This window comes from Nocardia sp. 852002-51101_SCH5132738 (genome assembly GCF_001665695.1).
In the GTDB taxonomy this organism is placed as follows: Bacteria; Actinomycetota; Actinomycetes; order Mycobacteriales; family Mycobacteriaceae; genus Nocardia; species Nocardia nova.
This window is the reverse complement of the sequence record NZ_LZML01000202.1, coordinates 35,451-60,841: the sequence shown is the minus strand read 5'-3', so window position 1 is coordinate 60,841 and position 25,391 is coordinate 35,451. Positions and strand designations below refer to the sequence as shown.

24 protein-coding genes and 1 pseudogene are annotated in these 25,391 nt (G+C 67.6%); 14 read left to right on the top strand and 11 right to left on the bottom strand.

Annotation, left to right across the window (positions count from 1 at the left end; translation table 11 throughout):
* Nucleotides 1-173 precede the first annotated feature (173 nt).
* The 3 genes and pseudogenes from A5789_RS31625 to A5789_RS31615 all read left to right on the top strand — a co-directional run bounded on the left by A5789_RS31625 (nucleotide 174) and on the right by A5789_RS31615 (nucleotide 3,320).
* Complete coding sequence (locus tag A5789_RS31625; protein WP_064904902.1) at nucleotides 174-1,556, top strand: SRPBCC family protein; 1,383 nt, start codon at nucleotides 174-176, stop codon at nucleotides 1,554-1,556.
* A complete protein-coding gene (locus tag A5789_RS31620; RefSeq protein ID WP_064904810.1) occupies nucleotides 1,553-2,020 on the top strand; it encodes a hypothetical protein in 468 nt (155 codons plus the stop codon). Before A5789_RS31625 ends, A5789_RS31620 begins: the two co-directional genes overlap by 4 nt.
* A gap of 14 nt (nucleotides 2,021-2,034) precedes the next feature.
* A pseudogene (locus A5789_RS31615) lies at nucleotides 2,035-3,320 on the top strand (cytochrome P450).
* A gap of 6 nt (nucleotides 3,321-3,326) precedes the next feature.
* Here the strand turns inward: A5789_RS31615 and A5789_RS31610 are convergent.
* Nucleotides 3,327-3,968, bottom strand: a complete 642-nt coding sequence (locus A5789_RS31610; RefSeq protein WP_063013888.1) for a TetR/AcrR family transcriptional regulator — start codon at nucleotides 3,966-3,968, stop codon at nucleotides 3,327-3,329.
* A gap of 165 nt (nucleotides 3,969-4,133) precedes the next feature.
* On the opposite strand from A5789_RS31610, the gene A5789_RS31605 reads away from it, so the two are divergent.
* Nucleotides 4,134-4,745 carry a CoA pyrophosphatase gene (locus A5789_RS31605; protein WP_064904812.1) on the top strand — a complete coding sequence of 204 codons (612 nt, stop codon included), beginning with the start codon at nucleotides 4,134-4,136 and terminating at the stop codon, nucleotides 4,743-4,745.
* Nucleotides 4,746-4,760: 15 nt separating this feature from the next.
* Here the strand turns inward: A5789_RS31605 and A5789_RS31600 are convergent, their stop codons facing one another.
* The 4 genes from A5789_RS31600 to A5789_RS31585 form a co-directional block, all read right to left on the bottom strand.
* Nucleotides 4,761-6,692, bottom strand: coding sequence for a M3 family metallopeptidase (locus A5789_RS31600; RefSeq protein ID WP_064904814.1), 1,932 nt, complete (start codon nucleotides 6,690-6,692; stop codon nucleotides 4,761-4,763).
* A gap of 71 nt (nucleotides 6,693-6,763) precedes the next feature.
* Entirely contained in the window at nucleotides 6,764-7,669 is a 906-nt protein-coding gene (locus tag A5789_RS31595) for a hypothetical protein (RefSeq protein WP_064904815.1), read from the bottom strand.
* A gap of 76 nt (nucleotides 7,670-7,745) precedes the next feature.
* Nucleotides 7,746-8,378, bottom strand: coding sequence for a phosphatase PAP2 family protein (locus A5789_RS31590; protein WP_195063799.1), 633 nt, complete (start codon nucleotides 8,376-8,378; stop codon nucleotides 7,746-7,748).
* Nucleotides 8,375-9,637, bottom strand: a complete 1,263-nt coding sequence (locus A5789_RS31585; RefSeq protein WP_082941093.1) for an epoxide hydrolase family protein — start codon at nucleotides 9,635-9,637, stop codon at nucleotides 8,375-8,377. Before A5789_RS31585 ends, A5789_RS31590 begins: the two co-directional genes overlap by 4 nt.
* 102 nt (nucleotides 9,638-9,739) lie before the next feature.
* Here A5789_RS31585 and A5789_RS31580 point away from each other — a divergent pair, with 102 nt between their 5' ends.
* Entirely contained in the window at nucleotides 9,740-10,309 is a 570-nt protein-coding gene (locus A5789_RS31580; RefSeq protein ID WP_063013880.1) for an ABATE domain-containing protein, read from the top strand.
* A 78-nt stretch (nucleotides 10,310-10,387) separates the two neighbouring features.
* Here A5789_RS31580 and A5789_RS31575 read toward each other — a convergent pair whose 3' ends face one another.
* From A5789_RS31575 to A5789_RS31550, 6 genes are all read right to left on the bottom strand, one after another.
* Nucleotides 10,388-11,332 carry an alpha/beta hydrolase gene (locus A5789_RS31575; RefSeq protein WP_063013878.1) on the bottom strand — a complete coding sequence of 315 codons (945 nt, stop codon included), beginning with the start codon at nucleotides 11,330-11,332 and terminating at the stop codon, nucleotides 10,388-10,390.
* Nucleotides 11,333-11,416: 84 nt separating this feature from the next.
* Nucleotides 11,417-11,800 (bottom strand): hypothetical protein, encoded by a 384-nt coding sequence (locus A5789_RS31570; protein WP_063013876.1) that lies wholly within the window; start codon nucleotides 11,798-11,800, stop codon nucleotides 11,417-11,419.
* Between the two features lies 1 nt (nucleotide 11,801).
* On the bottom strand, nucleotides 11,802-12,962 hold the full coding sequence (locus A5789_RS31565) for a thiolase (protein WP_063013874.1): 1,161 nt from the start codon (nucleotides 12,960-12,962) through the stop codon (nucleotides 11,802-11,804).
* 67 nt (nucleotides 12,963-13,029) lie between these two features.
* Nucleotides 13,030-14,217 (bottom strand): OB-fold domain-containing protein, encoded by a 1,188-nt coding sequence (locus A5789_RS31560; protein ID WP_063013872.1) that lies wholly within the window; start codon nucleotides 14,215-14,217, stop codon nucleotides 13,030-13,032.
* A 22-nt stretch (nucleotides 14,218-14,239) separates the two neighbouring features.
* On the bottom strand, nucleotides 14,240-15,454 hold the full coding sequence (locus A5789_RS31555; protein WP_064904820.1) for a CaiB/BaiF CoA-transferase family protein: 1,215 nt from the start codon (nucleotides 15,452-15,454) through the stop codon (nucleotides 14,240-14,242).
* Complete coding sequence (locus A5789_RS31550; protein WP_064904821.1) at nucleotides 15,454-16,932, bottom strand: aldehyde dehydrogenase family protein; 1,479 nt, start codon at nucleotides 16,930-16,932, stop codon at nucleotides 15,454-15,456. The genes A5789_RS31555 and A5789_RS31550 overlap by 1 nt, the downstream gene beginning before the upstream one ends.
* A gap of 202 nt (nucleotides 16,933-17,134) precedes the next feature.
* Between A5789_RS31550 and A5789_RS31545 the strand changes: the two genes are divergently transcribed.
* The 9 genes from A5789_RS31545 to A5789_RS31505 all read left to right on the top strand — a co-directional run bounded on the left by A5789_RS31545 (nucleotide 17,135) and on the right by A5789_RS31505 (nucleotide 25,390).
* Entirely contained in the window at nucleotides 17,135-17,941 is an 807-nt protein-coding gene (locus A5789_RS31545; protein ID WP_064904823.1) for a TauD/TfdA family dioxygenase, read from the top strand.
* Entirely contained in the window at nucleotides 17,938-18,642 is a 705-nt protein-coding gene (locus A5789_RS31540) for an SDR family NAD(P)-dependent oxidoreductase (protein ID WP_063013996.1), read from the top strand. Before A5789_RS31545 ends, A5789_RS31540 begins: the two co-directional genes overlap by 4 nt.
* A 46-nt stretch (nucleotides 18,643-18,688) precedes the next feature.
* Entirely contained in the window at nucleotides 18,689-19,549 is an 861-nt protein-coding gene (locus tag A5789_RS31535; RefSeq protein ID WP_030517539.1) for a mycofactocin-coupled SDR family oxidoreductase, read from the top strand.
* An 11-nt stretch (nucleotides 19,550-19,560) separates the two neighbouring features.
* Nucleotides 19,561-19,752 (top strand): ferredoxin, encoded by a 192-nt coding sequence (locus A5789_RS31530; RefSeq protein ID WP_030517538.1) that lies wholly within the window; start codon nucleotides 19,561-19,563, stop codon nucleotides 19,750-19,752.
* Nucleotides 19,753-19,762: 10 nt separating this feature from the next.
* Nucleotides 19,763-21,139, top strand: a complete 1,377-nt coding sequence (locus tag A5789_RS31525; RefSeq protein WP_063013864.1) for a cytochrome P450 — start codon at nucleotides 19,763-19,765, stop codon at nucleotides 21,137-21,139.
* Between the two features lie 52 nt (nucleotides 21,140-21,191).
* Nucleotides 21,192-22,853 (top strand): zinc ribbon domain-containing protein, encoded by a 1,662-nt coding sequence (locus A5789_RS31520; protein WP_064904825.1) that lies wholly within the window; start codon nucleotides 21,192-21,194, stop codon nucleotides 22,851-22,853.
* 263 nt (nucleotides 22,854-23,116) lie between these two features.
* Entirely contained in the window at nucleotides 23,117-24,013 is an 897-nt protein-coding gene (locus A5789_RS31515; RefSeq protein ID WP_181063921.1) for an alpha/beta hydrolase, read from the top strand.
* Nucleotides 24,014-24,020: 7 nt separating this feature from the next.
* Complete coding sequence (locus A5789_RS31510) at nucleotides 24,021-24,542, top strand: DoxX family protein (RefSeq protein ID WP_064904827.1); 522 nt, start codon at nucleotides 24,021-24,023, stop codon at nucleotides 24,540-24,542.
* Between the two features lie 29 nt (nucleotides 24,543-24,571).
* A complete protein-coding gene (locus A5789_RS31505; RefSeq protein WP_064904829.1) occupies nucleotides 24,572-25,390 on the top strand; it encodes an NAD(P)-dependent oxidoreductase in 819 nt (272 codons plus the stop codon).
* Nucleotide 25,391: the final 1 nt, after the last annotated feature.

The following is a 25,391-nucleotide window of genomic DNA, read 5'->3' as shown; positions in this document are numbered from 1 at the left end:
TTCCTCGGACACCTTGACACCGACCAGGACTGTGATGCAGGCTACTAATCAATCAACTGATTGATTAGTAGCCGCGTCGGGTACCCCTTTGGTCGTTGCGAATCCGGTTCGCTCTCACCGATGACATCTCGCCGTATCCGCGCATCGGCTGCGCGAATTCCGAAGGAAAGCCCATGAATTCAGCGAAACCCGGAGACTGGGTCGATACCGCGGCAAGCGCACGAGAGATCGGCAACGACCGGTTCGGCACACGCATCTCGACCGACCGCTATACCGCACCGGCGTTCGCCGAAAAGGAACGAGATGCGATCTGGTGGCGGGTATGGCAGATCGCCGGCCGGGTCGACGACCTTCCGGAAACCGGCGACTGGAAGGAGTATCGGATACTCGATCAGTCCTTCGTCCTCGCCCGCGGTCGCGACGGGACCATCCGCGGATTCGTCAATGCCTGCCGGCACCGCGGCAACCCGCTGTGCAGTGGGTCCGGAAATGCGAAGCGGGGATTTCTGTGCCAGTACCACCTGTGGTCCTACGACCTCGAAGGCAGATTGAAGGGAATTCTGCGTCAGGACGCTTACGGCGACGATATCGAAAAATCCGAGCATTCGTTGTTCACGGTCCCGGTCGAATGCTTCGCCGGATTCATCTTCTTGAACCCTGATCCGCACGCCGCACCCCTCATGGACTTCATCGGACCAGACGTCGCGGAACTGCTCGCGCCGTACCACCTCGACCGGATGACCACGGTGATGGATGTGCGGGAGGGACTGGACTGCAATTGGAAGGTGGTCATGGATGCCTTCTCCGAGGGCTACCATATCGCCGGCATCCACCCGGAACTGTTGCGCGCCATCGACGTCGACGGAACCAAGGCCCGTTATCGCTTCTTCGACGATCACAGCGTCGCGGTCGCACCGTTCGAGGTCGCGAATGCCGAGCACTTCACTCCCGAACAACAAGTCGAGGGCATCCGAGGTCTTACCGAGACCTTCCCAGGCGTCGCGCGCGTTCTGCCCGCTTTCGACGAATTGGTCGCCGGCTTCCGCGACTCCGGCGGCGACCTCGCATTCCCGGCCGGTGTCACGGCACGCACCCTGCTCCAACAAGCCACCCGTGCCACATTGACCGAGCAGGGTCTCGATGTCAGCGACCTGACGGATGCGCAGATGAGCGACAATCACGGCTGGTTTCTCTTCCCGAACTTCTTCATGACGATCCGTGCGGGCGAATGCCACGTCATCATGTCGTCGCCGCACCCCGACGGCGACCCGCACCGCTGTATCTGGCACGTATGCAGTTACATGTATCTACCGGAAGATTTCCGCGACGCCGTCCGTGCGGCACCCGTCGAGGTCGACGACCCCGGGAGTTACAAGTACTTCCTCGCACTCGAACAGGACTACGAGCAGATGCCACGCCAGCAGCGCGGTCTGCGCAGCAACCGACTCGAATACTTGTCGCTGGTCGGTGAGGAGATTGTGATCGCGCACTTCCATTCGGTACTGGACCGGTATCTCGCGGTCGGCCGGCGAAATGTCGAGGGAGCCGGCAAATGACATCGCACGACATCGCCGCCGTCGCGCGCGAGCACACCGGCCTGTCGCACCTTGTGCTGGAATACGGCGCCACCGTGAAACGGCTCGTCGATGAGGCGAAGGAGCCCGGATTCTCGGCCGCGAGCTGGGCGGCGCTGGCCGATATGGTCGCCGTCGCGGAGTTCGAGCGAATCGGCAACTTCAAAGAGGTCATGAACTGGGACCAGTACATCGAATTTCTCACCGGCTGGGCGAAATCCGCCGAATGGGAGGGCAGCTTCAAACGCATCACCGAACACCGCAATGTGGTATTCCTCGAATTGGAGGAACGCAGCAAGGTCGGAAATTTCTCCAGCGTCGTCAATTCGATGTCGGTCTACGAATTCGACGACGCCGGGCTGATCCGGCATATCGACGTATACCTGCAGATGGCTCTGCCCAGCAACGACATGCTCGGAAGCTACGAAGGCATCGATATCTCGTGAAAGAGCGAATCACAGTGCAGGACAACGCTACAACCGATATCGACGCCGTCGACTTTTTCACCGATGAACAACTGCTGCGCGACCCGTACGACTATTTCGCCTCGCTGCGCGAAGAGTGCCCGCTGCGGCGAGAGAAGCACCACGACGTGGTGATGGTGACCGGCTACGACGAGGCACTCGCCATCTTCGGCGACACCGAGCGGTTCTCCTCCTGCCTGTCGGTGACCGGACCGTTCCCGGGTTTCCCGGTCCCACTGACCGGTGACGACATCTCGGACCTGATCGCCGCGCATCGCGACGAAGTGGCGATGAGCGATCAACTGCCGACGATGGACCCGCCCGATCACACCGCGCACCGGGCGCTGCTGGCACGCATGATCACACCGAAGCGATTGAAGGAGAATGCGGAGTTCATGTGGCGGCTGGCCGACCGTCAGTACGACGAGGCTCTCACCGACGGCCGGGTCGAGTTCAACTCCGCCTTCGCCGAGCCGTTCGCGATGCTCGTCATCGCCGATCTGCTCGGTGTTCCGGAGGCCGACCACGAAGAGTTCCGCGCCGCGTTGCTCGGCAACAGCAGTGTCCTCGGCAGCAGCCGCGGACAAGCCCTCGGGCACACCCCGCTCGACTACCTGTACGACAAATTCTCCGGCTACATCGCCGACCGCCGCGCCCATCCTCGCAGCGACGTCCTGACCGGCGTTGCGTCCGCGACCTTCCCCGACGGCCGTACCCCCGAGGTGATCGACGCGGTCCGGGTGGCGGCGAATCTGTTCGCCGCCGGGCAGGAGACCACGGTCCGATTGCTGGGCACGGCAGTGCAATTCATCGCCGAGGACCCGGAGCTGCAAGGCAGGCTGCGCGCGAATCGCGACCTGCTGCCCAACTTCATCGAGGAGACCTTGCGCTACGAAAGTCCCATACGCGGCGATTTCCGGCTGGTCAAGGTGCCGGTGACCGTCGGGGGCGTGGACCTGCCGGCGGGCACGATCGTGATGCTCGTCAATGCCGCGCTAATCGCGACCCGCGCCGGTTCGCCGATCCCGACACCTTCGACCCCGAGCGGCCCAATGCGCGCACCCACGTAGCATTCGGGCGAGGGGTACACACCTGCCCCGGCGCACCATTGGCGCGCGCCGAAGCGCTGGCCGCGTTGAATCGGCTGTTCGATCGCACCCGGGATATCCGCGTCGACGAGGACCGGCACGGTCCGGCCGGTGCGCGACGGTACCGGTATCTGCCCACCTTCATCCTGCGTGGCGTCACCCGGCTGCACATCCGCTACAGCCCCGCCGAATGACCGGGGCTACCGTGGGGGTTGGGTGAAGTCGAACAAACTCCCCCGCAACAGCATCTTCGACGCATCGACCGCCGCATGATAATCCTGCGGCGCCGCAGTCGCGGCCTGGTCGTACAGCCCCCGGAAAAGGGCATACACCGCGTCCGCAGCAGAGGCGGGATCCAACCCCTGACTCAGCGCGCCCTCGTGCTCCGCCTGCCGGACGATTCCGCTGATCACCGCACGCAGCGCGGTGAAGATGGTGTCGCTGTCCTCGGGTAGGTGCAGATGTGCGGGGCTCTCCACCCGGATGGCGCGGTCGAACGCCGCCGCGAACGGGTAGTCGCTGATCACCTGGTCGCCCTCGTCGAGCACCGCCATCAACTTGTCCAGCACACCGTCGACCCGGTCGGCGGCCGCGGCCAAGCGCGGCACCGTGGTTTCCGACAGCTCCAGGAACGCCGCTTTCACGAGCTCGGACTTGTTCGGAAAGTAGTGGTACAAGCTACCGCTGGTCATGTCCGCCACCCGCGCGATCTCCCGGATCGTCGCACGGGAATACCCCACCTCGGAGACACACCGCATGGTGGCCGCGATGATCCGCCGGCGCGTCTGCACACCACTGGCTCCGACCGGACGGCCCAGCGACGGCGCGGTACTCAACTCCATGCCCTCCACTCACCGACGGAAACTGTCCGGACAGCTTCCCATCCGGGTGGGCCCGTCTGTTTCCCAGGGTGGCTACGCTGTGCACCCGGCACCGAGGGAAGCGGGATGCGAGGCGGCTTCGGGGCGAACCGGGCTGCCGCGGCATCCTGATGACAAGATCGAGGGATGAGCGTGCAGAACTTCCGGGACCTCGCCGCATTACGCCTGCGCGAGTTCGGCTTCCGAACAACTCCGGATGCGCCCGGAATGCGCCGCGCGACAGTCGTGCTGTGCGTACTCGAACACGACGGTCACCCCTGCGTGATCGTGATCAAACGGGCCTATCGCGGCCGCAACGCCGGTCAGTGGGCGCTGCCCGGCGGGCGGGTCGACGGTGACGAAAGCGCGATCGCGGCGGGGTTACGGGAATTGCACGAGGAGGTCGGCCTGGTCGCCTCGCCCACCGATGTCCTCGGCCGGCTCGACGATTTCCCGGCGGCGTCCGGTTTCGCGATCACTCCCATCGTCGTCGCCCTCGACGATCCCGGTGCCCTCGACCCCAACGCCGACGAGGTGCACGCCGTTCACTTCGTTCGGCTCGACCGCCTCGCCGCCGACGAGGTGCCGCACTGGGTCGACCGGAAGGACGGCTCCCGGCTGCTGCAACTGAGGATCGGCGACTCGATGACCATTCATGCACCGACCGGCGCCATACTGCTGCAATTCCGCGACGTCGTGCTCCTCGGCCGCGAAACCCGGGTGGCGGACCTGCTGCAACCCGACTGGACGCACAACTGACGACGTACGCCCCGTTCACGACACCGTATGCGGCGTGGGCGCACGGTCCAGCCAGGCCGCGAACGCGTCGAAGGTGAAGGGGCGTCCGAGGAAGTCGGCCACCGAATCCGCCGCGTCGCGCGAACCACCCGGTGCCAGGATCCGGTCGCGGTAGCGTTGCGCCACAACGGGATCGAACAGGTCGCCGGCGTCGAACGCGGAGAACAGATCCTTCGCGATCACCAGGCTCCACAGATAGGTGTAGTACGCGGAGGTGTAGCCGGCCAGGTGCCCGAACGAGGCTTGGAAATGGGTCTGCGGCACCTCGGCGATTCCACTGTGCCGCGTCACGGCATCGACGACCACCGGGTCGTGGTCGGCGGGCCTGTCCTGGTGCAGCAGATAGGACACCTCGGTGTAGCCGACCTGTGTGAGGACCGAAACGCCCTTGCCGAATTCTTTCGCCGCCCGCATGCGGTCCACCAGTTCGGCGGGGATGGGCGCCCCGGTTTCGTCGACGGCGAAGGTGGCGAGAACGGTTGCGTCCCACGCCCATTCCTCCAGCATCTGCGACGGGGCCTCGACGAAGTCCCATTCCGTGGCGACCCCGGAGAAGCGCGCCCAGTCCTGGTGGCCGCCCACGACGTGGTGGATCAGGTGCCCGAACTCGTGGAACAGCGTGACGACGTGCTGATGTTCCATCAGTCCGCGCGAGAAGTTGCACACCAGCACGCCCTCGGGCAGGAGTTTTCCGGCGACACCGCCGACGAGGTCGAATTGCGCGGCGTGCTTGTATTTGCCCTCGCGGGGATGCAGGTCCAGATAGATCCGCCCGCGTCGTTCACCGTCGGCGTAGACGTCGTAGACAGTGACGTCCTCGTGCCAGCGCGGGACGTCGACGGGTCGATACTCCAGTCCGAAGAGGCGGCCGGTGACTTCGAGCAGACCGGCTCGCACGCGCGGGAAATCGAAGTAGCGGCGCACCTCCCGGGCGTCGACGTCGTACTGTTCGCGGCGCACGAGTTCGGTGTAGTAGCCGACCTCGGAGCGGTCGATGCTCGTGGCGGTGGGCTCGTCCTCGCGGCGCCGGGCCAGCAGTGTCTCGAGATCGCGCCGGCCCGCGGCGTCGGCGGCGCTCGCGATGCGCTCGATGAATTCCGCGATGGCGTGCCCGCTACCGATCATCTTGACGTCGGCGTCGTAATCGGGCCAGCTGTCGAAGCCGAGCAGCCGTGCCTTCTCGGCACGAAGATCCAGGATCTCGTGCAGCACAGCGTCGTTGGCGGGCCAGCCGCGGCTCTCGAACGCCACGGTGAGGGCGCGGCGCGCCTCGGCGTCCCGGGCGTAGGTACGGAACGGCAGATAGTCCGGATAGTCGGTGGTGACCGTGACGAGTCCGTCCGCCCCGGGCGGATGCGCGGTGACGAAATCCGCTGGCAGCCCGTCGAGTCGGCCGGGTGAGACCTGGATCGAGCGGACGTCTTCGCGGATGGTGCGGCCGAATTCCTGTTCCAGTACGGTGAGCCGCTCGGAGATCGCCCGGAGCCGGTCCCGGGTCGGCTCGTCGCGGTCCACACCGCTGCGCCGGAAATCGCGCAGGACATGCTCGCGCATGCGCGCCGACACCTCGTCCAGGCTCGCGGAGTCGGTGGCGGCGACGATGTCGTAGAGATCGCGGTCGAGATCGCGCGCGGTCCGGGCTCGATCGACCTCTTGCACCAATTCCTCGGCCGGTCCGCGCACCCCGGGGTCGGGGTGGACTTCGGCGAACAGGTGCGCGGCCGAATCAGCCCCGCGCAGCGCGATGTCGGCGTCGTTCCACAGTTCGAGCACGCCGGCGGTGTCGGCGGGTGTCGCGGCCTTCAGCTGCGCCACCGTTTCCGCCGCGGTCCGCAGCCGGCCGCGGACGTAATCGCCGAGCCAGTCCGGCCACTCGGCCGAGGGCAGTGCAAGCGGTTCGCTACTCATGCCCCGACTCTAACCGCGGCCGGGATCTCCGGGACCTCGGGAAACCGCCACGTGCCGGCCGTGTGCGGGAACTACCCGAAGTAGGAGGCGTATTCGCCGAACGGGACCTGCCCGGTGGGACTGGCCTTCATGGCGTCGACCACGGGGCCGGGAATGGGCGCCCAGTAGGCGGGCATGGCCGCCGCCGAGGCGGGTTTCAAGATGTAGATCAGGGCGAAGTTCACGATCCACAGCGGCGGCGCCATCGACATTCCGACCACGGTGCTCGTCTTTCCCTCTGTGTTGGTTACCAGCTGAGCCGCACCCGAAATCTGTTGCGCCACAAACCCGTAAGCGGCCTGCACCGTGTAGGCGGACCGGTACAGCGCGACCAGACTCCGGGTCGCACCGTTGTCCCGCAACCAGTTACCGACATAGCCGCCGGGCGCGATCAGGGTATTCACCTGCCGTGTCGGCGCGTCGGCGTTGGCCGGGCTCTCCAGCATGCCGCTCGGATTCACATACAACCCGTAACCGGCCAGGGTCGAGGGCGTACGTTGCCCGCCGACATCGGAATAGAGCGGTCGGCCGACCGTATTGGCGAGGATGTCGACGCACGCGTTGATCACATTCGCCGCGTCCCGGTTGCCGCCGACTCCCCCACCGCTGCTCAAATCCTGATACTGCTGATCGGTCAACGCATCGGCGCGGTCGAGCCCGATCTGCGCGGCGATCCGATCCGCCGCCGCCTCGCCGAGCGGCTGGTTCAGCTGATCCGGGCTGCTCATCCGCGTCGGCGCCACCTGCTCGTATCCGGGCGCCCCGGAGAAGGGAACGGAGAACCCGGTGTCGACAGCATTTGCCACTGGTTCGCCTGTGGCCGTCCGGGATACCCCCAGCGAGACGATGCAGAGCCCGATCACTGCCGCCGCTATGCCGATTCCGCGGTAGCCCGCTCCGCGCCGGAGCCTCGGACCCGTCAACCCTCCGCTGCGCATAAGTCAACTTCTCCGACCGTCATCATGCGAGGTGAAACGAGAATTTCCCTAGTCAAACGCTGCGGCCGACACCGTGTCAAGGTCCCGGCGGACGGTTGCCCGGAAGCCGACCGGAGGAATGCACCCGAGTGGCAACGTCGGGGGTGTCAAGGATTCCGCTCGCGGGCGCTGCCGATTTGCGGACACGTCGAGAGGCGACTCGGGCCACCATCATGACAATTCCGGCAACTGCCGCGCCCAGACCCCAACCGGCCAGCACATCCGTCGGCCAGTGCGCCCCCAGGTAGACCATCGCGATACCGATGCAGACGAGGAGCGCGGCGATGACGCCTCCCACCCAGCGCCGGTGCTCCGCCGGCCAGGGCAGGACCGAATAGGCGGTGACCGCGACAGCGGCCGTCATCGCGGCCACGGTCGAGGGCATCGAGAACGCACCGACATGAACGACCGAGACGTCCATCGGTGGGCGCTCCCGGTGGATCATATGCTTCAGAGCCCTGGCTGCCGACTGCGCCGCCACTACCGACGCGGCGATCGTATTCCCCTGCCACCACCAGCGTTTCGCGGCCACGACAACCAAGCCCACGACCCCGGCCGCGGCTATGACCGTATTGCTCATCCCGGCATCCATTGCCACCCGCGCCACCGTTGTCAAAGCCGGTGTCCTATGCAGCGAAAGCCACCGCAGGATAGTCGTGTCCAGACTCACGATGGATATTCTGCGCTGTCGCGCGAACTCGGGAGCACGCTCGATCCGCAGCGCGTGGGCAGACCGGCGGCCGACACTGCGGCCAGGCCTTCTCGCAGGTCCTTCACGAAATACTGGGGAACTTCCAGCGACGGGAAATGTCCGCCGCATTCGGGTGCGTTCCATCGGACGATCCGCCGGTACCGCTCCTGCGCCCAGGGGCGCGGGCATTTTTCGATGTCGCGGGGGTACATGGTGATTGCCGACGGGACGTCGACTCGGAGGTCGGGGTCGAGCGAGTTGTGGCTTTCGTAATAGATGCGGGCTGCCGATGCGCCGGTGCACGTCAGCCAATACAGGGTGACGTCGTCGAGAATGCGATCTTTGGAGATCGTTTCGAACGGGCTGTCGTCGGTGTCGCTCCACTCGGCGAACTTGTCGAGGATCCAGGCGAGGAGTCCGACCGGTGAGTCGAGGAGCGAGTAGCCGATGGTCTGTGGCCGGGTGGCCTGCTGCTTCGCGTATGCGGCGCGGTGGCGCCAGAAATGACGGGTCTCCTCGGCCCACCTGCGTTCGGCCGCGGTCAGCCCGTCCGTTGCCGATCCGGGCGGGGCCTCGGCGAACAGCGAATGGATGCCGAGCACATGTTCCGGGAACCTGCCGCCGAGAACCGTCGTGATGTTGCCTCCCCAGTCGCCGCCGTGGGCCAGGAACCTGCTGTAGCCGAGCCTTTCCATCAGTTCCACCCATGCGGCGGCGATCTTTTCGGTGCCCCACCCGGTGGTGGCTGGTTTGTCGCTGTAACCGAAGCCCGGTAGGGACGGGACCACGACATGGAACGCCGGCGCGGATGCGTCCTTCGGGTCTGCCAAATCGTCTACCACGTCGATGAATTCGGCGATGCTGCCCGGCCAGCCGTGCGTCAGGATCAGAGGAATCGCATCCGGGCGCGCGGATCGCCGGTGCAGAAAGTGGATTCTCAGGCCGTCGATTGCCGTGCGGTACTGGCCGATTCGATCGAGACGCTCCTCGAACGAACGCCAGTTGTATTCGGTGCGCCAGTAATTCACGACCTCGACGAGGTCGGCGAGTGGAACTCCCTGCGCCCATCGGCGGGGGCCGGACGCGCCGAGCGGGACCGTCTCAGCCTCCGGTAGCCGCGCCGCGGCCAATCGAGCGCGCAGATCGTCGAGTTCGGCGTCGGTTGCGTGGGCTTCGAACGGCTCTACGTCAGTGGAATCGGGAGTGGAAACCGGATCGAGGTGGCCGAGCGCGGACATGAGACCTCCTGGTCGTCGCGGAGCCGGCTCCGGACTGCGCGAACCGGCTAAGACGGTTCTAACATGCACTGGCGACAGGCTGCAACCAGCTAAGGTGGTTCCATGCCTGCTGGGTTTCCTGATTTCCGCCTCGGCACCGTGCTGGCGACGAGCTTCACGGGAACTTTGTCGGAGCGTCACGGTGATCCGGTGGAACGCATCCCGACGCCGCAGCGACTCGTCGATTGGCTGGCGGTGAACGAGCTGACCGTGGACTCCTGCACCACCGCCCAGCTCGAGCTGGCCCAGGAACTACGGGAGGCAATTCACGCCGCCGCGACAGCGGCCGCGATTCACGACCCACTCCCCGCACATGCCGTCCGAATCATCAACGACCGCAGCCTTCAGGGCCGGGCCACGGCAATCCTGACACCCGAGGGCACACGGCGATGGCGACTTACCTCGCCGTCCTGCGTCGAAGACGCCCTGGGCGTGATCGCCGCCGACGCGATCAACATCATCGCGGGCGAACGAGACGGAAAACTGGCCTTGTGCGCATCACCGACCTGCCGCGCCGCCTTCTTCGACACCAGCCGGAGCCGCACCCGCAAATGGTGTGACATGAACACCTGCGGAAACCGCCAGAAGAAGGCGCGCTTCAACGCCGCCCACCGCAAGGACACCCGAAGCTGAGGATACGGAAGCTCCTGCGTCGTGGCCGAACCTGAACTGCACGAGCATCGTCACGCAACGTGGTCGCAGAGACGACGATCAGCGATGCGCGCGTTCGTGAACCGTCAACCCCATCGTCGTCGCCAGCCACCGGCGAGACCGTGCGTGGAATTCGCGGGCGAGGCCCGCGCCCGGCGCCCAGCTGTCGAAACCGTGGGGCGCGCCGGGGACGACGTCGAGTTCGACCGGCACGCCCGCCGCGCGCAGACGCTCCGCGTAGGCGACGTCCTCGTCGTGGAACAGGTCGATGGTGCCGACGCCTATCCAGGTCGGCGGGGTGCCGGTGAGGTCGACGCGACGGGCGGCTACGGCGAAATCGGGCACGGTGGCGCTGCCGGGTGGGGCGGCGAGGTAGCTGCCCCAGCCGTAGCGATTGTTGTCGTTGGTCCAGCCGAGATGGCGCAGGGCGTCCAGATCGCGGCGTGCGGCGGTGTGGTCGTCGAGCATCGGCGCGCTCAACCACAGGGCGGCCGGGCGGGAGCCGCCGTCGGCGACGAGCCGCTGGCACAGGCAGGCGGCCAGGCCGCCGCCGGCGCTCTGCCCGCCGAGCACCACCCGCGCGGGATCGACACCGAATCGGGCGGCGTTGCGCTGCAACCACATCCATGCGATCCAGCAGTCCTGCAGTGGAGCCGGAAAGGGATGTTCGGGTGCGAGGCGGTAGTCGACGGAGACGATCGTGACGCCGAGGTCGCGAGCGGTGACCGAACAGAAGGCATCGTCCTGGACCGGACTGCCGAGAACGTATCCGCCGCCGTGAATCCACAACACCGCAACCGGCGAAGAAGTGCCCGTGGGGCGATAGACACGCAGCGGTACGCGGCCGGCCGCGAGGTGCTCGATGCGCACGCCCGCTATTCGACGGGCGGGCCGATGCGCGGCGGCCAGGCGCACCAGGCGCAATGCCCAGCGGCGGCCGATCGTCAGCGGCGGCAACCAGCGCGCGGGTCCGCGCAGTTCCGGCGCTACGAGAGACAGGTCCATCGCGATCTCCTTCTCACACCCGAACGAAACTATAGTTCGGACAGGTGTCTCACAGCGGCCGATTGCCAGGGAGCGCAGCGGCATTCACCGCGGGCAGACGATTCGCACGGACGGCGGGCGCAGAAACTGCGATCGCGCGGGCACCACCGCGAGCAGGCTCTTGCGCCGCGCGAGGGCCACCGCGTGCCCGATGGCCCCGAAGGGCAGATGCTGCCAGGTCCAGTTACAGCCGTGCGGCGCCAGCAGCATCGCCGTCTGCGCGAAATCGGCGTGTTCGACCTGTTCGGCATCGACGAACATGCCGACCATGATCGAGCTCACCAGCGCCGGAGCCAGGGTGCCGTCACAGACGACATGCACGGTGCCGTCACGGCCGACATAGTGTGCGGCCCAATCCAATACGGCACGCCGCCGGGCCACGCGCCCGGTGACGAGCGCGACGACCTCGGATTCGCAGCGCGGGGACATCTCAGCCGTGGGGACCCTCCAGAATCGTCACCGCCGACACCGCCGTGGGGCCGCCGAGGTTGTGCGCCAATCCGATTCGCGCCCCGTCGACCTGATTCGCGGCATGGCCGCGCAGTTGCTCGAACAGTTCCACGCATTGCGCCACACCGGTGGCCCCCGGCGGGTGGCCCTTGGACTTCAATCCTCCGCTCGGGTTCACCGGCAGCGCGCCGCCCACGCTGGTCGCGCCCGTGTCGACCAGTTTGCAGGCCTCGAAGCGGTCGGCGAAGCCGAGATCCTCGTAGCTGATCAATTCGATGCCGGTGAAGAAATCGTGCACCTCCGCGACATCGATATCGGCCGGAGTCAGTCCCGCCATCGCGAAGGCCTGTTTCGCCGCGCGCACCGTCGCCGGGAATGTGGTCATATCCCGTTTGTGCTGGTGCATCACCGAATCCAGGCCCAAACCCACTCCCCTGATCCAGACCGGCCGATCGGTGTAGCGATCCACCACGTCCTCGGCGGCGAGGATCAGCGCGGCGGCGCCGTCGCTCTGCGGCGCGCAGTCGTACACGCCGAACGGGTCCACCACCATCGGCGCGGCGAGGGCCTGCTCCAGCGAGATCTCGAAACGTAAGCGCGCCTTCGGATTCGAGACGCCGTGCCGGTGGTTCTTCACCGCGATCATGCCCAGATGCTCGCGCCCGGCGGGCGATTCGTGCAGGTAGCGAGCGACGTGCAGGGCAAAGCCGGCCGGCGCGATCAGGCCGAGCGGGTAGTCCCACGCCATATCGCGGGTCATCGCCTCCCACTCCCACAACATGTCCTTGGAGGCGGTTTCGCGGAGTTTGTCCGCGCCGATCACCAGCGCCACATCATAGGCACCGGAGGCGATGCCGAACAGGGCGTTGCGCACCGCGTCATTGCCTGTGGCACACGAATTCTCGACGCGGGTGACCGGCAGGTCCGGCACCCCGAGCACGTCGGCGAGAATGCCCGAGGGAAACCCGTCCGGGGTGCCCATCGCCCCGAACCACGCCGCCTGCAGGTCCGATTTCGCGACCCCCTTGTCCACCGACGCCGCACATTCGGCGAAGGCCATCGGCAGCAGATCCTTGATCCCGAGCGCGAAATGTTCGGCGAACGGCGTCATCCCGGCGCCGACCAGTGCCACCCGTCTCATGCCGCCTCCGTAATTCGCGGGAGCGCCCGCACCCCGGTCGGCGCCACGAGCGCTGCGCGATTATGTCTCATGCCGCCTCCGTGTCCGGCTCGAACGCGTACCCGTAGTCCGGCACCCCGGAGCGCACCGCGACCCGGCGCAGGACCATGCGCCCGCGGTCGCCGATGCGGACCGTGCCGGGGTCGGTGCCGGTGACCTTGACCAGTGCCCGCACGTCCACCTCGTCGAGTTCGACGATCACCAGCGAATACGGTGTTCGCAGACCGGGCACCGGCACGTGCACCGTCACCTCGGTGTACACGGTTCCGGTGCGCGGCAGCGGAATCAGCGTGTAGTCCGTGCTGAGCCGGCCGTCGTCACCGAGGCGATAGCGCGGCGGGAAATCCAATTCGTCGCGGCCCGGGTGGCGACCGGCCTCCCAGCGCACCTTGGCCTCGAAGGCCCGCTCGTAGGCGGCCAGCGAGATCGGGATGTCGGCACCCGGTACCGCGACCGCCTCCGGTTCGGCTCGCACCGCGGGCTCGCGCCGGTATACCCGCACCGGCCCCGCGGAGACCGTGACCCCCGACAGACTGGCCTGCTCGACCCCGACGAGCAGCCCCGTCTGTCCCCAGTCGGCCAGTGCCGCGAGGGCGAACAGGCTCGACCCGGCCCCCGTCGTCGGCAATCGTGGTGGGTCACCGACGCACAGGTGGGCCGCCTGCTCGTGGTCGACGCCCGACACGATCACCGGCGTATCCACCCACGCCGCGGCCAGCGAGGCGAGCAGGCCGCGCTCGTGCAGCAGCCGCGGATCACCGTAATCGTGGACATCGCCGGTGGCGTTGCGGGTGCGCACCGGCAGACTGCGCGCCACCCGGGCCGCGGTCCGCACCGCCAGTCCGCGCTCGGCGACCAGCGCCGCGGCCGCACCGGCCGGATCCAGGTCGACGCCGATGATCAGCGTGCGCGGGCGGGCGGAGCTGAGCGCGTCCAGTGTCGCGGGCGCGCCGCCGAGTCGTTCGATAACCTCGAGTTCGGGATCCAAACCCAGTCCGGCCAGCAGCACCGCGGCATTGCTGCTCTCCAGCAACGGCAGATCCCGGCTCACCACGACGACGCGCTCGACATACGCGGTGGCACGCGGGGCGCCCGAGAGGGCGGCCCGCCCGGCCTCCACGGCCAGGGTCACCGCGTCCTCGTCCGCGCCGGGCACACGGCCGCGCGGTCCGCCCCAACAGGGCAGATAGGTTCCGATCGATGCGACACAGGGCATGTCAGCCTTCCTGCGGGCGAAACTACGTGATGGCGCCGGCGGTCTTGAGCGCGATGATGCGATCCCAGTCCAATCCCAGCTCCAGCAGCACTTCCTCGGTGTGCGCCGCGAATTCCGGCCCGGGCCCGGTATCGGGTGCGGCGAGATCGAATTGCACCGGGTTGGCGACCATTTCGAGGCTGCCGACCTGCACCAGGTAGTCGTTGGCGCAGATCTGCGGATCGGAGCCGACCTGCAGGCTGTCCTGCACCGGCGCCCACGGCCCGGCCATGGTGGCGAGTTTCTCGGTCCATTCGGCGAGGGTGCGCTGCCCGATCGCCTCACGCAGAATCGCCACGCCCGCTTCGGTATTGGCGGCGATCGACTCCGCCGTGGCGAAGCGGGGATCGTCGGCCAGCTCCGGCCGGTCGATGTGGCGCATGACGTCGGCCCAGAACTTGGTGGGCTGCAACATGACCAGCGAGAGAAAGCGGCCGTCGGCGGTCTCGTAGAGGCCCGACAGCGGATTGGTCGGCGCCCCGTGCGAACCGGGTGCGGGCGCGATCAGCGGCTGCCGCAGATGTGCCGACAGCGCGATGGTGTGGCCCATGGACCACAGGCCGCTGCCCAGCAGCGAGACGTCGACCACCGACGGTTCGCCGGTCCGTTCGCGTTTCAGCAGCGCCGCCGCGATACCGCCGGCCAGATTCGTGCCGGAGATGGTGTCGCCGAAGGCCGGACCGGGCGGGGAGATGAGCCCGTCCATCCCCTCCGGGGTGATGGTCGCGGCGACCGACCCACGGCACCAGAACGCGGTCATATCGAAACCGCCTTTGGTCGATTCCTCACCGCGCGGTCCCAGCGCGCTGCCGCGTGCGTAGACGATGTCCGGCTTCACCGCGCGGATGTCGTCGACATCGATGCCGAATTTGGCGCGCGCCTGCGGCAGGAAGCTGGTGAGGAACACATCGGCCGTCTTCGCCAGCTCGTAGATCACCTCGCGCCCCTCGGGGACGGACATGTCCAGTCCGATACTGCGTTTGCCGCGATTGGCGTGCTCGATATTGGGATTCGGATCGCCCTCGACCTTCAAGCGGCCGATCTGGCGCAACCCGCGCTGCGGATCACCGGTGCGGGCGTGTTCCACCTTCACCACATCCGCCCCCCATTCGGCCAGCACCGCACCAGCCGAGGGGACGAACCCGTACATCGCGACCTCGAGGACGCGGATGCCGTCCAGGGGTTTGCCGCCGCTCATCACGCCACCACCGCTGCGAAGGACTTCTGCTCGAGGAATTCCTCGATCCCGGCCACACCCATCTCGCGGCCGATGCCCGACTGCTTGTAGCCGCCGAACGGCACATCGGGATGAAAGTAGTTGCCGCCGTTGATACTCATCGTTCCGGTGCGGATGCGCCGCGCCACCGCCAGCGCCCGGTCCTCGTCGGCGGAGAACACGCCGCCCGACAGCCCGTAGACGGAGTTGTTGGCGATGCGAACCGCATCCTCGTCGTCGTCGAACGGGATCAGGGCCAGCACCGGACCGAACACCTCTTCCTGGGCGATCTCGCTGTCCGGGTCGACGCCCGCGAGCAGGGTCGGGGCGTAGAAGTAGCCGGGGTCGACCTTCTCCCCGCCGCACACCAGTTTCGCGCCGGCCTCCACCGCGCGCTGCACCAGACCGTGCACCTTGTCGCGCTGGCGTTCCGAAATCAGCGGGCCCATATAGTTTTTCGGATCGCCCGGGTCGCCGTAGCTGACCTTGGACATGAATCCGGCGACCATCTCGGCCACCTCGTCGTGGCGCTCGCGCGGCACCAGCATGCGCGTGGTGATCGCACAGCCCTGCCCGGCGTGGCTGCAGATGCTGAAGGCGCCGAACATCGCGGCGGTGCCGAAATCGGCGTCGTCGAGCACGACCATCGCGGATTTGCCGCCCAGTTCCAGGAAGACGCGTTTGAGCGAATCGCCGGCCGCCGACATGATTTGGCGGCCCACCGCGGTCGATCCGGTGAAGCTGACGACGTCGACATCGCGATGAGTGGTCAGCGTCCTGCCCACCTCGACATCGGATCCGGACAGCACGTTCACCACCCCCGTCGGGATGTCGGTGTGCTCCGCGATCACCTCGCCGAGCGCCAGTGTGGCCAGCGGCGTATCGGGGGCGCCCTTGAGCACCACGGTGCAACCGGCGGCCAGCGCCGGCGCCAGTTTCGCCAGCGCCAGCTGATGCGGATAGTTGTAGGCCGCGATCGCCGCGACCACACCGGAGGCCTCGCGCTCCACCCAGCGACGGTGCATTCGGCCGCGGTCCTCCACCTCGCCGAGTTCCTCGGTGCGCGGGTAGGTGCGGGTGAGACCGGCGAAGTATTTCACCATCTCGAACGGTGTCTCGAGCTGATTGGCGTGGGTCATCATCCGGGTCGCGCCGACCTCGGCGATGGTCAGCTCGCGCAGGTCTTCGACGTTGGCGCGCAGTGCCGCGTAGAACTGCTCCAGGCAGTGCGCGCGGAATTCGGTGTTCGTGGACCAGTCGGTGGTGTCGAAGGCCCGGCGCGCGGCCGCGATCGCCGCCTCGGTGTCGGCGATGCTCGCCTCGGGCGCGTACCCGTAGATCTCTCCGGTGGCCGGATTGAGTGAGGCGAAACTGCGCTCCCCCGCGACGAGTTCACCGTCGATCAGCATTCGTCTGGTGACGGCGCGCCCGTCGCCGGCCGTCGCGTTGCCCTGTGGCATCCCGTCTCCTCGTCTATGGAAATTCCATTCTCAACAATGGAGAATAATGTATCCGAGCAGGTTCGGCCCCAGCAATGGCCGAACGCGTCCCACCGATCGCCGCCGTTACCCGGTCACCCTCGGAACGTGCGCGAATCCAGGGAAACCTTGCGGAGAAACGCCGAGCGAGAGTACGGTTCTCACAATTGGAAGGGAGATTCTTGTGGTTGAGACGACAGCGCTGAACCCCACCATCGGAGTGGAGGTCACCGGGGTCGAGGATCTGCACGACGACACGGTGATCAGCCGGTGCCTCGAGGCCCTGAAGTGGCGCGGCGTCCTGGTGGCCCGCGGACTGCATCTCGACGACGAAGCCCAGCTGGCGTTCTGCCGGCGCCTGGGCACGGTGCTCGCTCCCGGTGGCCGCGAAATCTTCACCATCACACTGGATCCCGAGAAGAACCGGGCCGCGAAATATCTCGAGGGCACCTTCTTCTGGCATATCGACGACACCACCAACGACGTGCCGGCCAAGGCCACCGTGCTCACCGCGCGGCATGTGGCGATGGAAGGCGGCGGCACCCAGTTCGCCAGCACCTACGCCGCCTACGAAGGACTGTCCGAGGCCGAACGCAAGCGCTACGACAACCTGCGCGTCGTGCACAGCTTCGAGGCCTCCCAGCGCCTCGTGCACCCCGACCCGACCGCCGAGCAGGTCGCCGACTGGCGCCACCTGCCCACGCACGAAACGTCGCTGGTGTGGCAACGCCGGGACGGCCGCCGCTCACTGGTCATCGGCGCCACCGCCGACCACATCGTGGGCATGGACGCGGCCGAGAGCCGCGCACTGCTCGACGAACTCCTGGAGTGGTCGACTCAGCCGCGCTTCTCCTACACCCACGACTGGTCGGTCGGTGATCTGGTGGTGTGGGACAACACCGGAATCCTGCACCGCGCCCTGCACTACGACGCGAGCTCCGAACGCGAACTGCACCGCACCACGATCGCGGGAGCCGAACCGTGGGCGTGAGAACAGCGGTGGTCACCGGGGGCGGGTCCGGCATCGGACTGGCCGTGGCGAATCGGTTGCGCGCCGACGGCTTTCGCGTGGCCACTCTCGACATCAAACCCGGCGAGTCCGAATTCGACCACACCGCCGATGTCACCGACCGCGCCCAGATCGACGCCGCGCTCACCGCGATCCGGGAACAACTGGGCCCGGTGACGGTGCTGGTGAACTCCGCCGGCGCCGAAGGCTACCGCCGCTTCGCCAACCTGAGCTTCGAGCAGTGGGAACGCACCATCGCGGTGAACCTGCACGGGGTCTTCCACAGCATTCAGGCCGTCCTGCCCGATATGCGCGCCGCGCAGTGGGGCCGGATCGTCAACATCTCCTCCTCCAGCACCCATTCCGGGCAACCCTTCATGTCGCACTACGTCTCGGCGAAGTCGGCGGTCAACGGACTGACGAAATCGCTGGCCCTGGAACTCGGCCCGGAGGGCATCACCGTGAACGCGGTCCCGCCCGGGTTCATCGATACACCGATGCTGCGCAAGACCGAACAGGCCCAGCTGCTCGGCGGATCCATCGAGGACCACATCGCCCGCACCCCGGTCCGCCGGGTCGGCCGGCCCGAGGACATCGCCGCCGCCTGCGCGTTCCTCGTCTCCGAGGAAGCCGGCTACATCACCGGCCAGATCCTGGGCGTCAACGGCGGCCGCAATACCTAACCGGCGCGAAACGCGCTGAGGCACAACACAACCGAAAGGACCACCAGTGGGACGCGTGGAAGGCAAAGTCGCCCTCGTCACCGGTGCCGCACGAGGGCAGGGCCGCAGTCACGCGGTGAAGCTGGCGTCCGAGGGCGCCGACATCATCGCCGTCGACATCTGCAAGGACATCGAGACCATCGGCTATGCGATGGCGCGGCCGGAAGACCTCGAGGAAACCGAACGACTGGTGGAGAAGACCGGCCGCCGGATCGTCGCCGTGCAGGCCGACGTCCGCGATATCGCCGCGCTGCGCGACGCGGTGAAACGCGGCGTCGACGAGCTGGGGCATCTGGATGTCGTGGTGGCCCAGGCCGGCATCGCCGGCATGAAGGGCGAACCGCAGTGGCAGGCCTGGACCGACGTCATCGACACCAACCTGATCGGCGTGATCAACACCGTGCACGCCGCACTGCCGTATCTGGACACCGGCGCCTCGATCATCGCCACCGGCTCGACCGCGGCGTTGATGGATGTGGCCAAGGTCGATCAGCCCGGCAAGGATCCCGGCGGCATCGCCTATATGGTCGCCAAGCGCGGATTGTCGATGTACATGCACGAATTGGCGACGCATATCGCCGCGCGCAATATCCGCGCCAATGTCATCCATCCGACCAACTGCAATACGAACATGTTGCAGAGCGAGCCCATGTACCGCTCGTTCCGGCCCGATCTCGAGAAGCCGACCCTGCAGGACGCGCAGCCCGCGTTCCATGTGCAGCAGGCCATGCCGGTGCCGTGGATCGAGCCGGAGGACACCAGCAACATGGTGCTGTTCCTGGCCTCCGACGAATCCCGCTACGTCACAGGCATGCAGATGCGGGTGGACGCCGGCGGATACCTCAAGTGGTACGACTATCACATCTAAGGGGAGACACCGTGAAGGTTCGCGTCGATCCGGAGCGCTGCCAGGGACACACCCTGTGCGCCATGGTCGCTCCGAAGTCGTTCGTACTCAGTGAAATCGACGGCCACTCCTCGGCGGTCAGCGAGGACGTTCCCCCGGATCAGGAGGAACAGGTCCGCGAGGCCGCCCAGTCGTGCCCGGAACGAGCGATCACCATCACCTGAGAGGAACGCCGTGACCGCCGAAAACATCACCGAGGCCGGACCGGCGGACGACGAGCGGAAACAACCGCAGTACTCGTTCGACCGGTACGCCCCGGAGTATCGCGACAATTTCCTGTCCATCACCCAGGACATGCAGCAGCACTGCCCGATCGCCTGGTCGGACACCTACGGTGGCCACTGGGTCGCCGCCGGCAACCGCGAGGTGTTCGAGCTCGCCCGCTGCCCCTACGTGTCCAACGATCACGACACCGCCGGGGAACGCCGTGGCTATCAAGGGATTTCGATTCCGAAACCGCCACGCGCCGCCGCCATCCGGGGCGGGATCCTGGAGATGGACGAGCCCGAGCATCGTGAACTGCGGTCGGCGCTCAACCCGTATCTGTCCCCGGCGGCGGTCAACCGCTGGATTCCGTTCATCGACGAGGTCGTGCGCGCGGCGATCGATGAGAAGATCGAATCCGGCCGCATCGACTTCGTCGACGATCTGGCCAATATCGTTCCCGCCGTTCTCACCTTGGCGATGCTCGGCATTCCGCTGAAGAAGTGGACGGTCTACAACGAACCGGTCCATGCCGCGGTCTACACCCCGCCCGATTCCCCGGATATCGAGCGGATCACCGCGATGCACCGGGAGATGGGCCTGGATCTGCTCAACAACCTGATCGAGATCAAGGAGAATCCGCGGCCGGGCATGATCGACGCGGTGGTGCGGGCGAAGGTCAACGGCGCCCAACTGCCCGACCTCGAGATGCTCGGCATGCTGGCACTGATCATCGGCGGCGGTTTCGACACCACCACGGCGCTCACCGCGCATTCGCTGGAATGGTTGTCGGAGCATCCGGACCAGCGCGAAATCCTCAGCGCAGAACGCGAGACCCTGCTCGATTCGGCGACCGAGGAATTCCTGCGGTACTACACGCCGGCCCCGGGCGACGGCCGCACCATCGCCGAGGACTGCGAGGTGGTCGGCACACGATTCGCCGAGGGCGATCGGCTGTGGTTGTCGTGGGCGATGGCCAACCGCGATCCGTCGATCTTCGAGGACCCCAACGAGATCATCCTCGACCGGCATCGCAACCGGCACTACAGTTTCGGGCTCGGGATCCACCGCTGCATCGGCTCCAATCTGGCCCGCACGGTATTCAAGCGGATGCTGCTCGCGGTGCTGGACCGGATGCCGGACTACCGCTGCGACCCCGACACCACGGTGCACTACGACACCATCGCCGTCATCCAGGGCATGCGGCATCTGCCGGCGACCTTCACCCCGGGCCCGCGGCTGGGCGAGGGGCTCGACGCGACGCTGGAGAAGTTGCAGGCGATCTGCGAGGAGCAACAGCTCGCGGCGCCGGTGACCGCCCGCAAGGAACAGGCCGACATCCACTGAGCCTCGCGCACAGCCGAATTCGCATTTCGCACCGACAAGCAGGAGGCGTGAGGTGACCACCGCGTCCGGGCGGCCGCTACCGCAACTCACCGCGCAGAACGAGTTCTTCTGGACCGCCGGCGCCGACGATCGGCTGCGCATCCAGCAGTGCCGGACCTGCGCCGAGCTGATCCATCCGCCGCAGCCGGTGTGCCGCTATTGCCGGGGCACCGAGATGGGGGTGCGGGAAGTCTCCGGTGTGGCGACGCTCATCGGCTTCACGCACAACGAGCGGTTCGGACTGCCGGGGCTGCCACCGCCGTATGTGGTCGGGCAGGTCGCGCTGGTGGAGGATCCGCGAATTCGCCTGACCACCACCGTCATCGGCTGCGACGCCGCCGACCTGGTGCTCGGTATGCGGATGGAGGTGGTGTTCGAACAGCACGAGGACGTGTGGCTTCCGTTGTTCCGGCCCACGGCCGAACAACCGGAGCCGGCACCGCTGCCGGCCGACGAGATCGACCCCGACCGCTTCGCCGAGCACGTCCGGCCTCGGGTCTCCGCCGCCAAATTCGAGGATCGGGTGGCGCTGACCGGCATCGGAATGTCCGAGATCGGACGGCGGCTGATGGTTCCCCCGCTGGCGCTGACCGTGCAGGCCTGTGAACGCGCGATCGCGGACGCCGGGCTCACGATGGCCGATATCGACGGAATCTCCTCGTACCCGGGCGGCGGGAACGTCGGCGGATTCGGTGAGGGCGGGGTGACCGCCCTCGAGTCGGCGCTGGGGCTGCGGCCGGTCTGGTACAACGGCGGCATCGAAACCTTCGGGCCGGGTGGCTCGGTGATCGCGGCGATGCTGGCCGTCGCGGGTGGACTGGCCCGGCACGTGCTGTGCTTCCGGACGGTGTGGGAGGCCACCTACAACGAACTGATCCGCGCCGGTGCGACGGCACCGCTGGGCGGTGGCCGCACCCCCAGCTGGCAGCTGCCGTTCGGGGCGACCTCCGCGGCGCACACCCTCGCCCAGAACGCGCAGCGGCACTTCCATCGCTACGGCACGACCAAGGAGACGCTGGGCTGGATCGCGCTGAACCAGCGTGCCAATGCCGCGCTGAATCCCACTGCGGTGTACCGGGATCCGCTCACCATGGACGATTACCTGTCGGCACGGCCGGTGACCAGTCCGTTCGGCCTCTACGACTGCGACGTGCCCTGCGACGGCGCGGTGGCGGTGATCGTCTCGGCCGCCGATGCCGCTGCCGATCTGGCCAAACCCCCGGTGTACGTGGAGGCCGTGGGCACTCAGATCCTGGAGCGGGTGGAGTGGGACCAGAGCACCCTCACCCACGAACCGCAGGTGCTCGGGCAGTCGGCGCATCTGTGGTCGCGCACCGATCTGCGGCCCGAGGACGTCGACGTCGCCGAACTCTACGACGGCTTCAGCTTCAACTGCCTGTCCTGGATCGAGGCACTGGGCTTCTGCAAGATCGGCGAGGCGAAGGACTTCCTCGACGGCGGTAAGAACATCGCGCGCGACGGACTTCTGCCGCTCAACACCCACGGCGGGCAGCTCTCGCACGGACGCACCCACGGCATGGGCCTGATCCACGAGGCGGTCGCCCAGCTGCGCGGTGAATGCGGGCCGCGTCAGGTCGCCGGCGCGCGGGTGGCGGTCACCAGCAGCGGTGGGTTGACTCCGAGCGGCGTGCTGCTGCTGCGGAGCGAGCGATGACCGCGGCCGCGGAGCAGCCCGCCCCAGCAGCGAGCCGGCCCATCACGCCGGCAGCGAAGCAGACCGGCACGCCGGAGGCGGACGGCCGGCTGCCGGCAGCGGCGGAGCACCATCATGCACGGACCGCGCGGCATCTCCATGTGGCGGCCGCGACACCCCGCCCGAGAGCACAGCACAGCGCGTCCATACCCATCGCTGCCGCGTCCGACGGACTGCCGCATCTACTCGATGCACACCGTTCCTCCACGGCACCGGAGCGGGTGGTGACCGAGGCAGGCGGGATCGCGGTGTCGGGACTTCTGATGCGGGCGCGAGAGCCGCGTGCGGTGCTGGTCGCGCTGCACGGCGGCGCTACCACCTCGGTCTACTTCGACTGTCCGGGACACCCCGAGTTGTCGCTGCTGCACACCGCCCGCGACCTCGGCTTCACCGTGCTGGCGCTGGACCGGCCGGGCTACGGTGCGTCGGCACCGCACGCCGATCGGCTGTGGGATCCGCGGCGGCGCGTCGACCTGATGTATTCGGCGGTGGCACAACTGCTTCCCGACGCGCGCGATGCGGGCATACTGCTGATCGCCCACTCGGCCGGGTGCGAGCTGGCCCTGCGGATGGCCGCCGACGATCGCGGCCGCGACCTGCTGGGCCTCGAAGTAGCCGGTACCGGACGCGAATACAGCGCCGCGGCCGCGACGATGTTGTCCGGGCCGCGCGGGCCCGGTGCGCGACCGCGTGGACTCAACGAACTGCTCTGGCAACCGGCCCGGCTGTATCCGCCCGACCTGGTCGGCGGCGCGGCGATCGCCGCGAACGGACCCCGGCTGGAAGCGGCGACCGTCACCGACTGGGCCGATACCGAATTCCCGGCCCTCGCCGGTCGGATCCGCGTGCCGGTGCGCTTCACCCTCGGCGATCACGAACGGGTGTGGCGCAACGACCCGGACGGGATGGCGCATGCCGGCACGGCGTTCACCGCGGCGCCCCGGGTGGTACTCAACCGGCAGCCGGGCAGCGGGCACAACCTGAGCGTGGGCCGTTCCGCGCGCGCCTACCACCTGGGGGTGCTGGCCTTCGCCGAGGAGTGCCTGCTCGCCGCCGGTGACGGGTTCTCCTGCTCTGCAACCCAATTCGACGGGGCCGACGGTACGCGGCCCGGAAGGTGAGGCGAAGATGGATGTCGCCGACGTGGCACTGCTGCTGTTGCGCCTGGTGGTCGGCGCGACCATGATCGCGCACGGCTACAACCATTGGCGCGGCGGTGGTCGCATCGACGGGACCGCCCGCTGGTTCGCCGGGCTCGGGTTGCGCAACGGCATCCTGCAGGCCTGGCTGAGTGTCGTCACCGAAATCGGTGCGGGCGCATTGCTGATCATGGGCCTGTTCACGCCGCTGGCGTGTGCGGCGATCATCTCGGTGATGCTCGTGGCGGGGCTGCTGGCGCATCGCCCCAACGGATTCTTCGTCTTCAAGGAGGGCTACGAGTACGTACTGGTGCTCGCGGTCACCGCCTTGGCCGCGGCCATGCTGGGCCCGGGATGGCTCTCGCTCGACCACGCCACCGATATCGAGGTCGTGGGCTGGGCGGGCGGTGCGATCGCGGCGGGGGTGGCCGTGGTCGCGACGGCCGGGCTGCTGGCGACCTTCTGGCGTCCGGCACCGGCTCCCGCGCAGCAGCCGGAAACGACGGCGTGACAGCGGCATTCGACGGAAGAGGTACGGATATGCGAGTCGGATTCATCGGATTGGGCAGTCAGGGCGGCCCCATGGCGCGGCGCATCATCGCGGCCGGATATCCGACGACGCTGTGGGCCCGCCGGGCCGCCACCCTCGAGCCGTTCGCGGAGTCCGGCGCGGCGACCGCCGAGACGCCGGCGGCACTGGGCGCCGGCAGCGATCTGGTCTGTGTCTGCGTGGTCGGCGACGACGACGTGCGCGGGGTCCTCACCGGCGAACACGGCGTGCTCGCGGGGATGTCCGCGGGCGGTGTGGTGGCCGTGCACAGCACGGTACATCCCGACACCTGCCGCGAACTGGCGAAAATCGCTGCGGTGCAGAACATCTCGCTGATCGACGCGCCGGTCAGCGGCGGCGGGCCGGCGGCCGAGGCCGGGCGGCTGCTGGTGATGGCCGGTGGTGACGCCGAGGTCGTGCAGCGCTGCCGGCCCGTATTCGACAGCTACGCCGACCCGGTGGTGCATCTCGGCGAGGTCGGCTCCGGACAGGTCACCAAGCTGCTCAACAATCTGCTGTTCACCGCGAACCTCGCGACCGCGATGAGCACCTTCACCCTGGGCGCGGGCCTGGGCGTGGATCCGGCGCGGCTGGGCGAGGTGATCGCGCACGGCACCGCGAACAGTTTCGCGCTCGGGCGCATCGTCGACGCCGGGGTGAGCCTCGATCGGCTCGCCCAGTACGCCGGTGCGCTGCTGCGCAAGGACGTCTCCCTGGTGGCTAGCCTGGCCGATGCGGCGGGGGCCGATCCCGGCGTCGTCCTCACCGCCGCGGACGCCACCCTGGCGCTGATGAATCAGCGGCGGTGAC

Coding starts and splice junctions, on each gene's coding strand:
- A5789_RS31625 (WP_064904902.1), top strand. CDS start 174: ATGAATTCAGCGAAACCCGGAGACTGGGTCGATACCGCGGCAAGCGCA.
- A5789_RS31620 (WP_064904810.1), top strand. CDS start 1,553: ATGACATCGCACGACATCGCCGCCGTCGCGCGCGAGCACACCGGCCTG.
- A5789_RS31610 (WP_063013888.1), bottom strand. CDS start 3,968: ATGGAGTTGAGTACCGCGCCGTCGCTGGGCCGTCCGGTCGGAGCCAGT.
- A5789_RS31605 (WP_064904812.1), top strand. CDS start 4,134: ATGAGCGTGCAGAACTTCCGGGACCTCGCCGCATTACGCCTGCGCGAG.
- A5789_RS31600 (WP_064904814.1), bottom strand. CDS start 6,692: ATGAGTAGCGAACCGCTTGCACTGCCCTCGGCCGAGTGGCCGGACTGG.
- A5789_RS31595 (WP_064904815.1), bottom strand. CDS start 7,669: ATGCGCAGCGGAGGGTTGACGGGTCCGAGGCTCCGGCGCGGAGCGGGC.
- A5789_RS31585 (WP_082941093.1), bottom strand. CDS start 9,637: ATGTCCGCGCTCGGCCACCTCGATCCGGTTTCCACTCCCGATTCCACT.
- A5789_RS31580 (WP_063013880.1), top strand. CDS start 9,740: ATGCCTGCTGGGTTTCCTGATTTCCGCCTCGGCACCGTGCTGGCGACG.
- A5789_RS31575 (WP_063013878.1), bottom strand. CDS start 11,332: ATGGACCTGTCTCTCGTAGCGCCGGAACTGCGCGGACCCGCGCGCTGG.
- A5789_RS31570 (WP_063013876.1), bottom strand. CDS start 11,800: ATGTCCCCGCGCTGCGAATCCGAGGTCGTCGCGCTCGTCACCGGGCGC.
- A5789_RS31565 (WP_063013874.1), bottom strand. CDS start 12,962: ATGAGACGGGTGGCACTGGTCGGCGCCGGGATGACGCCGTTCGCCGAA.
- A5789_RS31560 (WP_063013872.1), bottom strand. CDS start 14,217: ATGCCCTGTGTCGCATCGATCGGAACCTATCTGCCCTGTTGGGGCGGA.
- A5789_RS31555 (WP_064904820.1), bottom strand. CDS start 15,454: ATGAGCGGCGGCAAACCCCTGGACGGCATCCGCGTCCTCGAGGTCGCG.
- A5789_RS31550 (WP_064904821.1), bottom strand. CDS start 16,932: ATGCCACAGGGCAACGCGACGGCCGGCGACGGGCGCGCCGTCACCAGA.
- A5789_RS31510 (WP_064904827.1), top strand. CDS start 24,021: ATGGATGTCGCCGACGTGGCACTGCTGCTGTTGCGCCTGGTGGTCGGC.
- A5789_RS31505 (WP_064904829.1), top strand. CDS start 24,572: ATGCGAGTCGGATTCATCGGATTGGGCAGTCAGGGCGGCCCCATGGCG.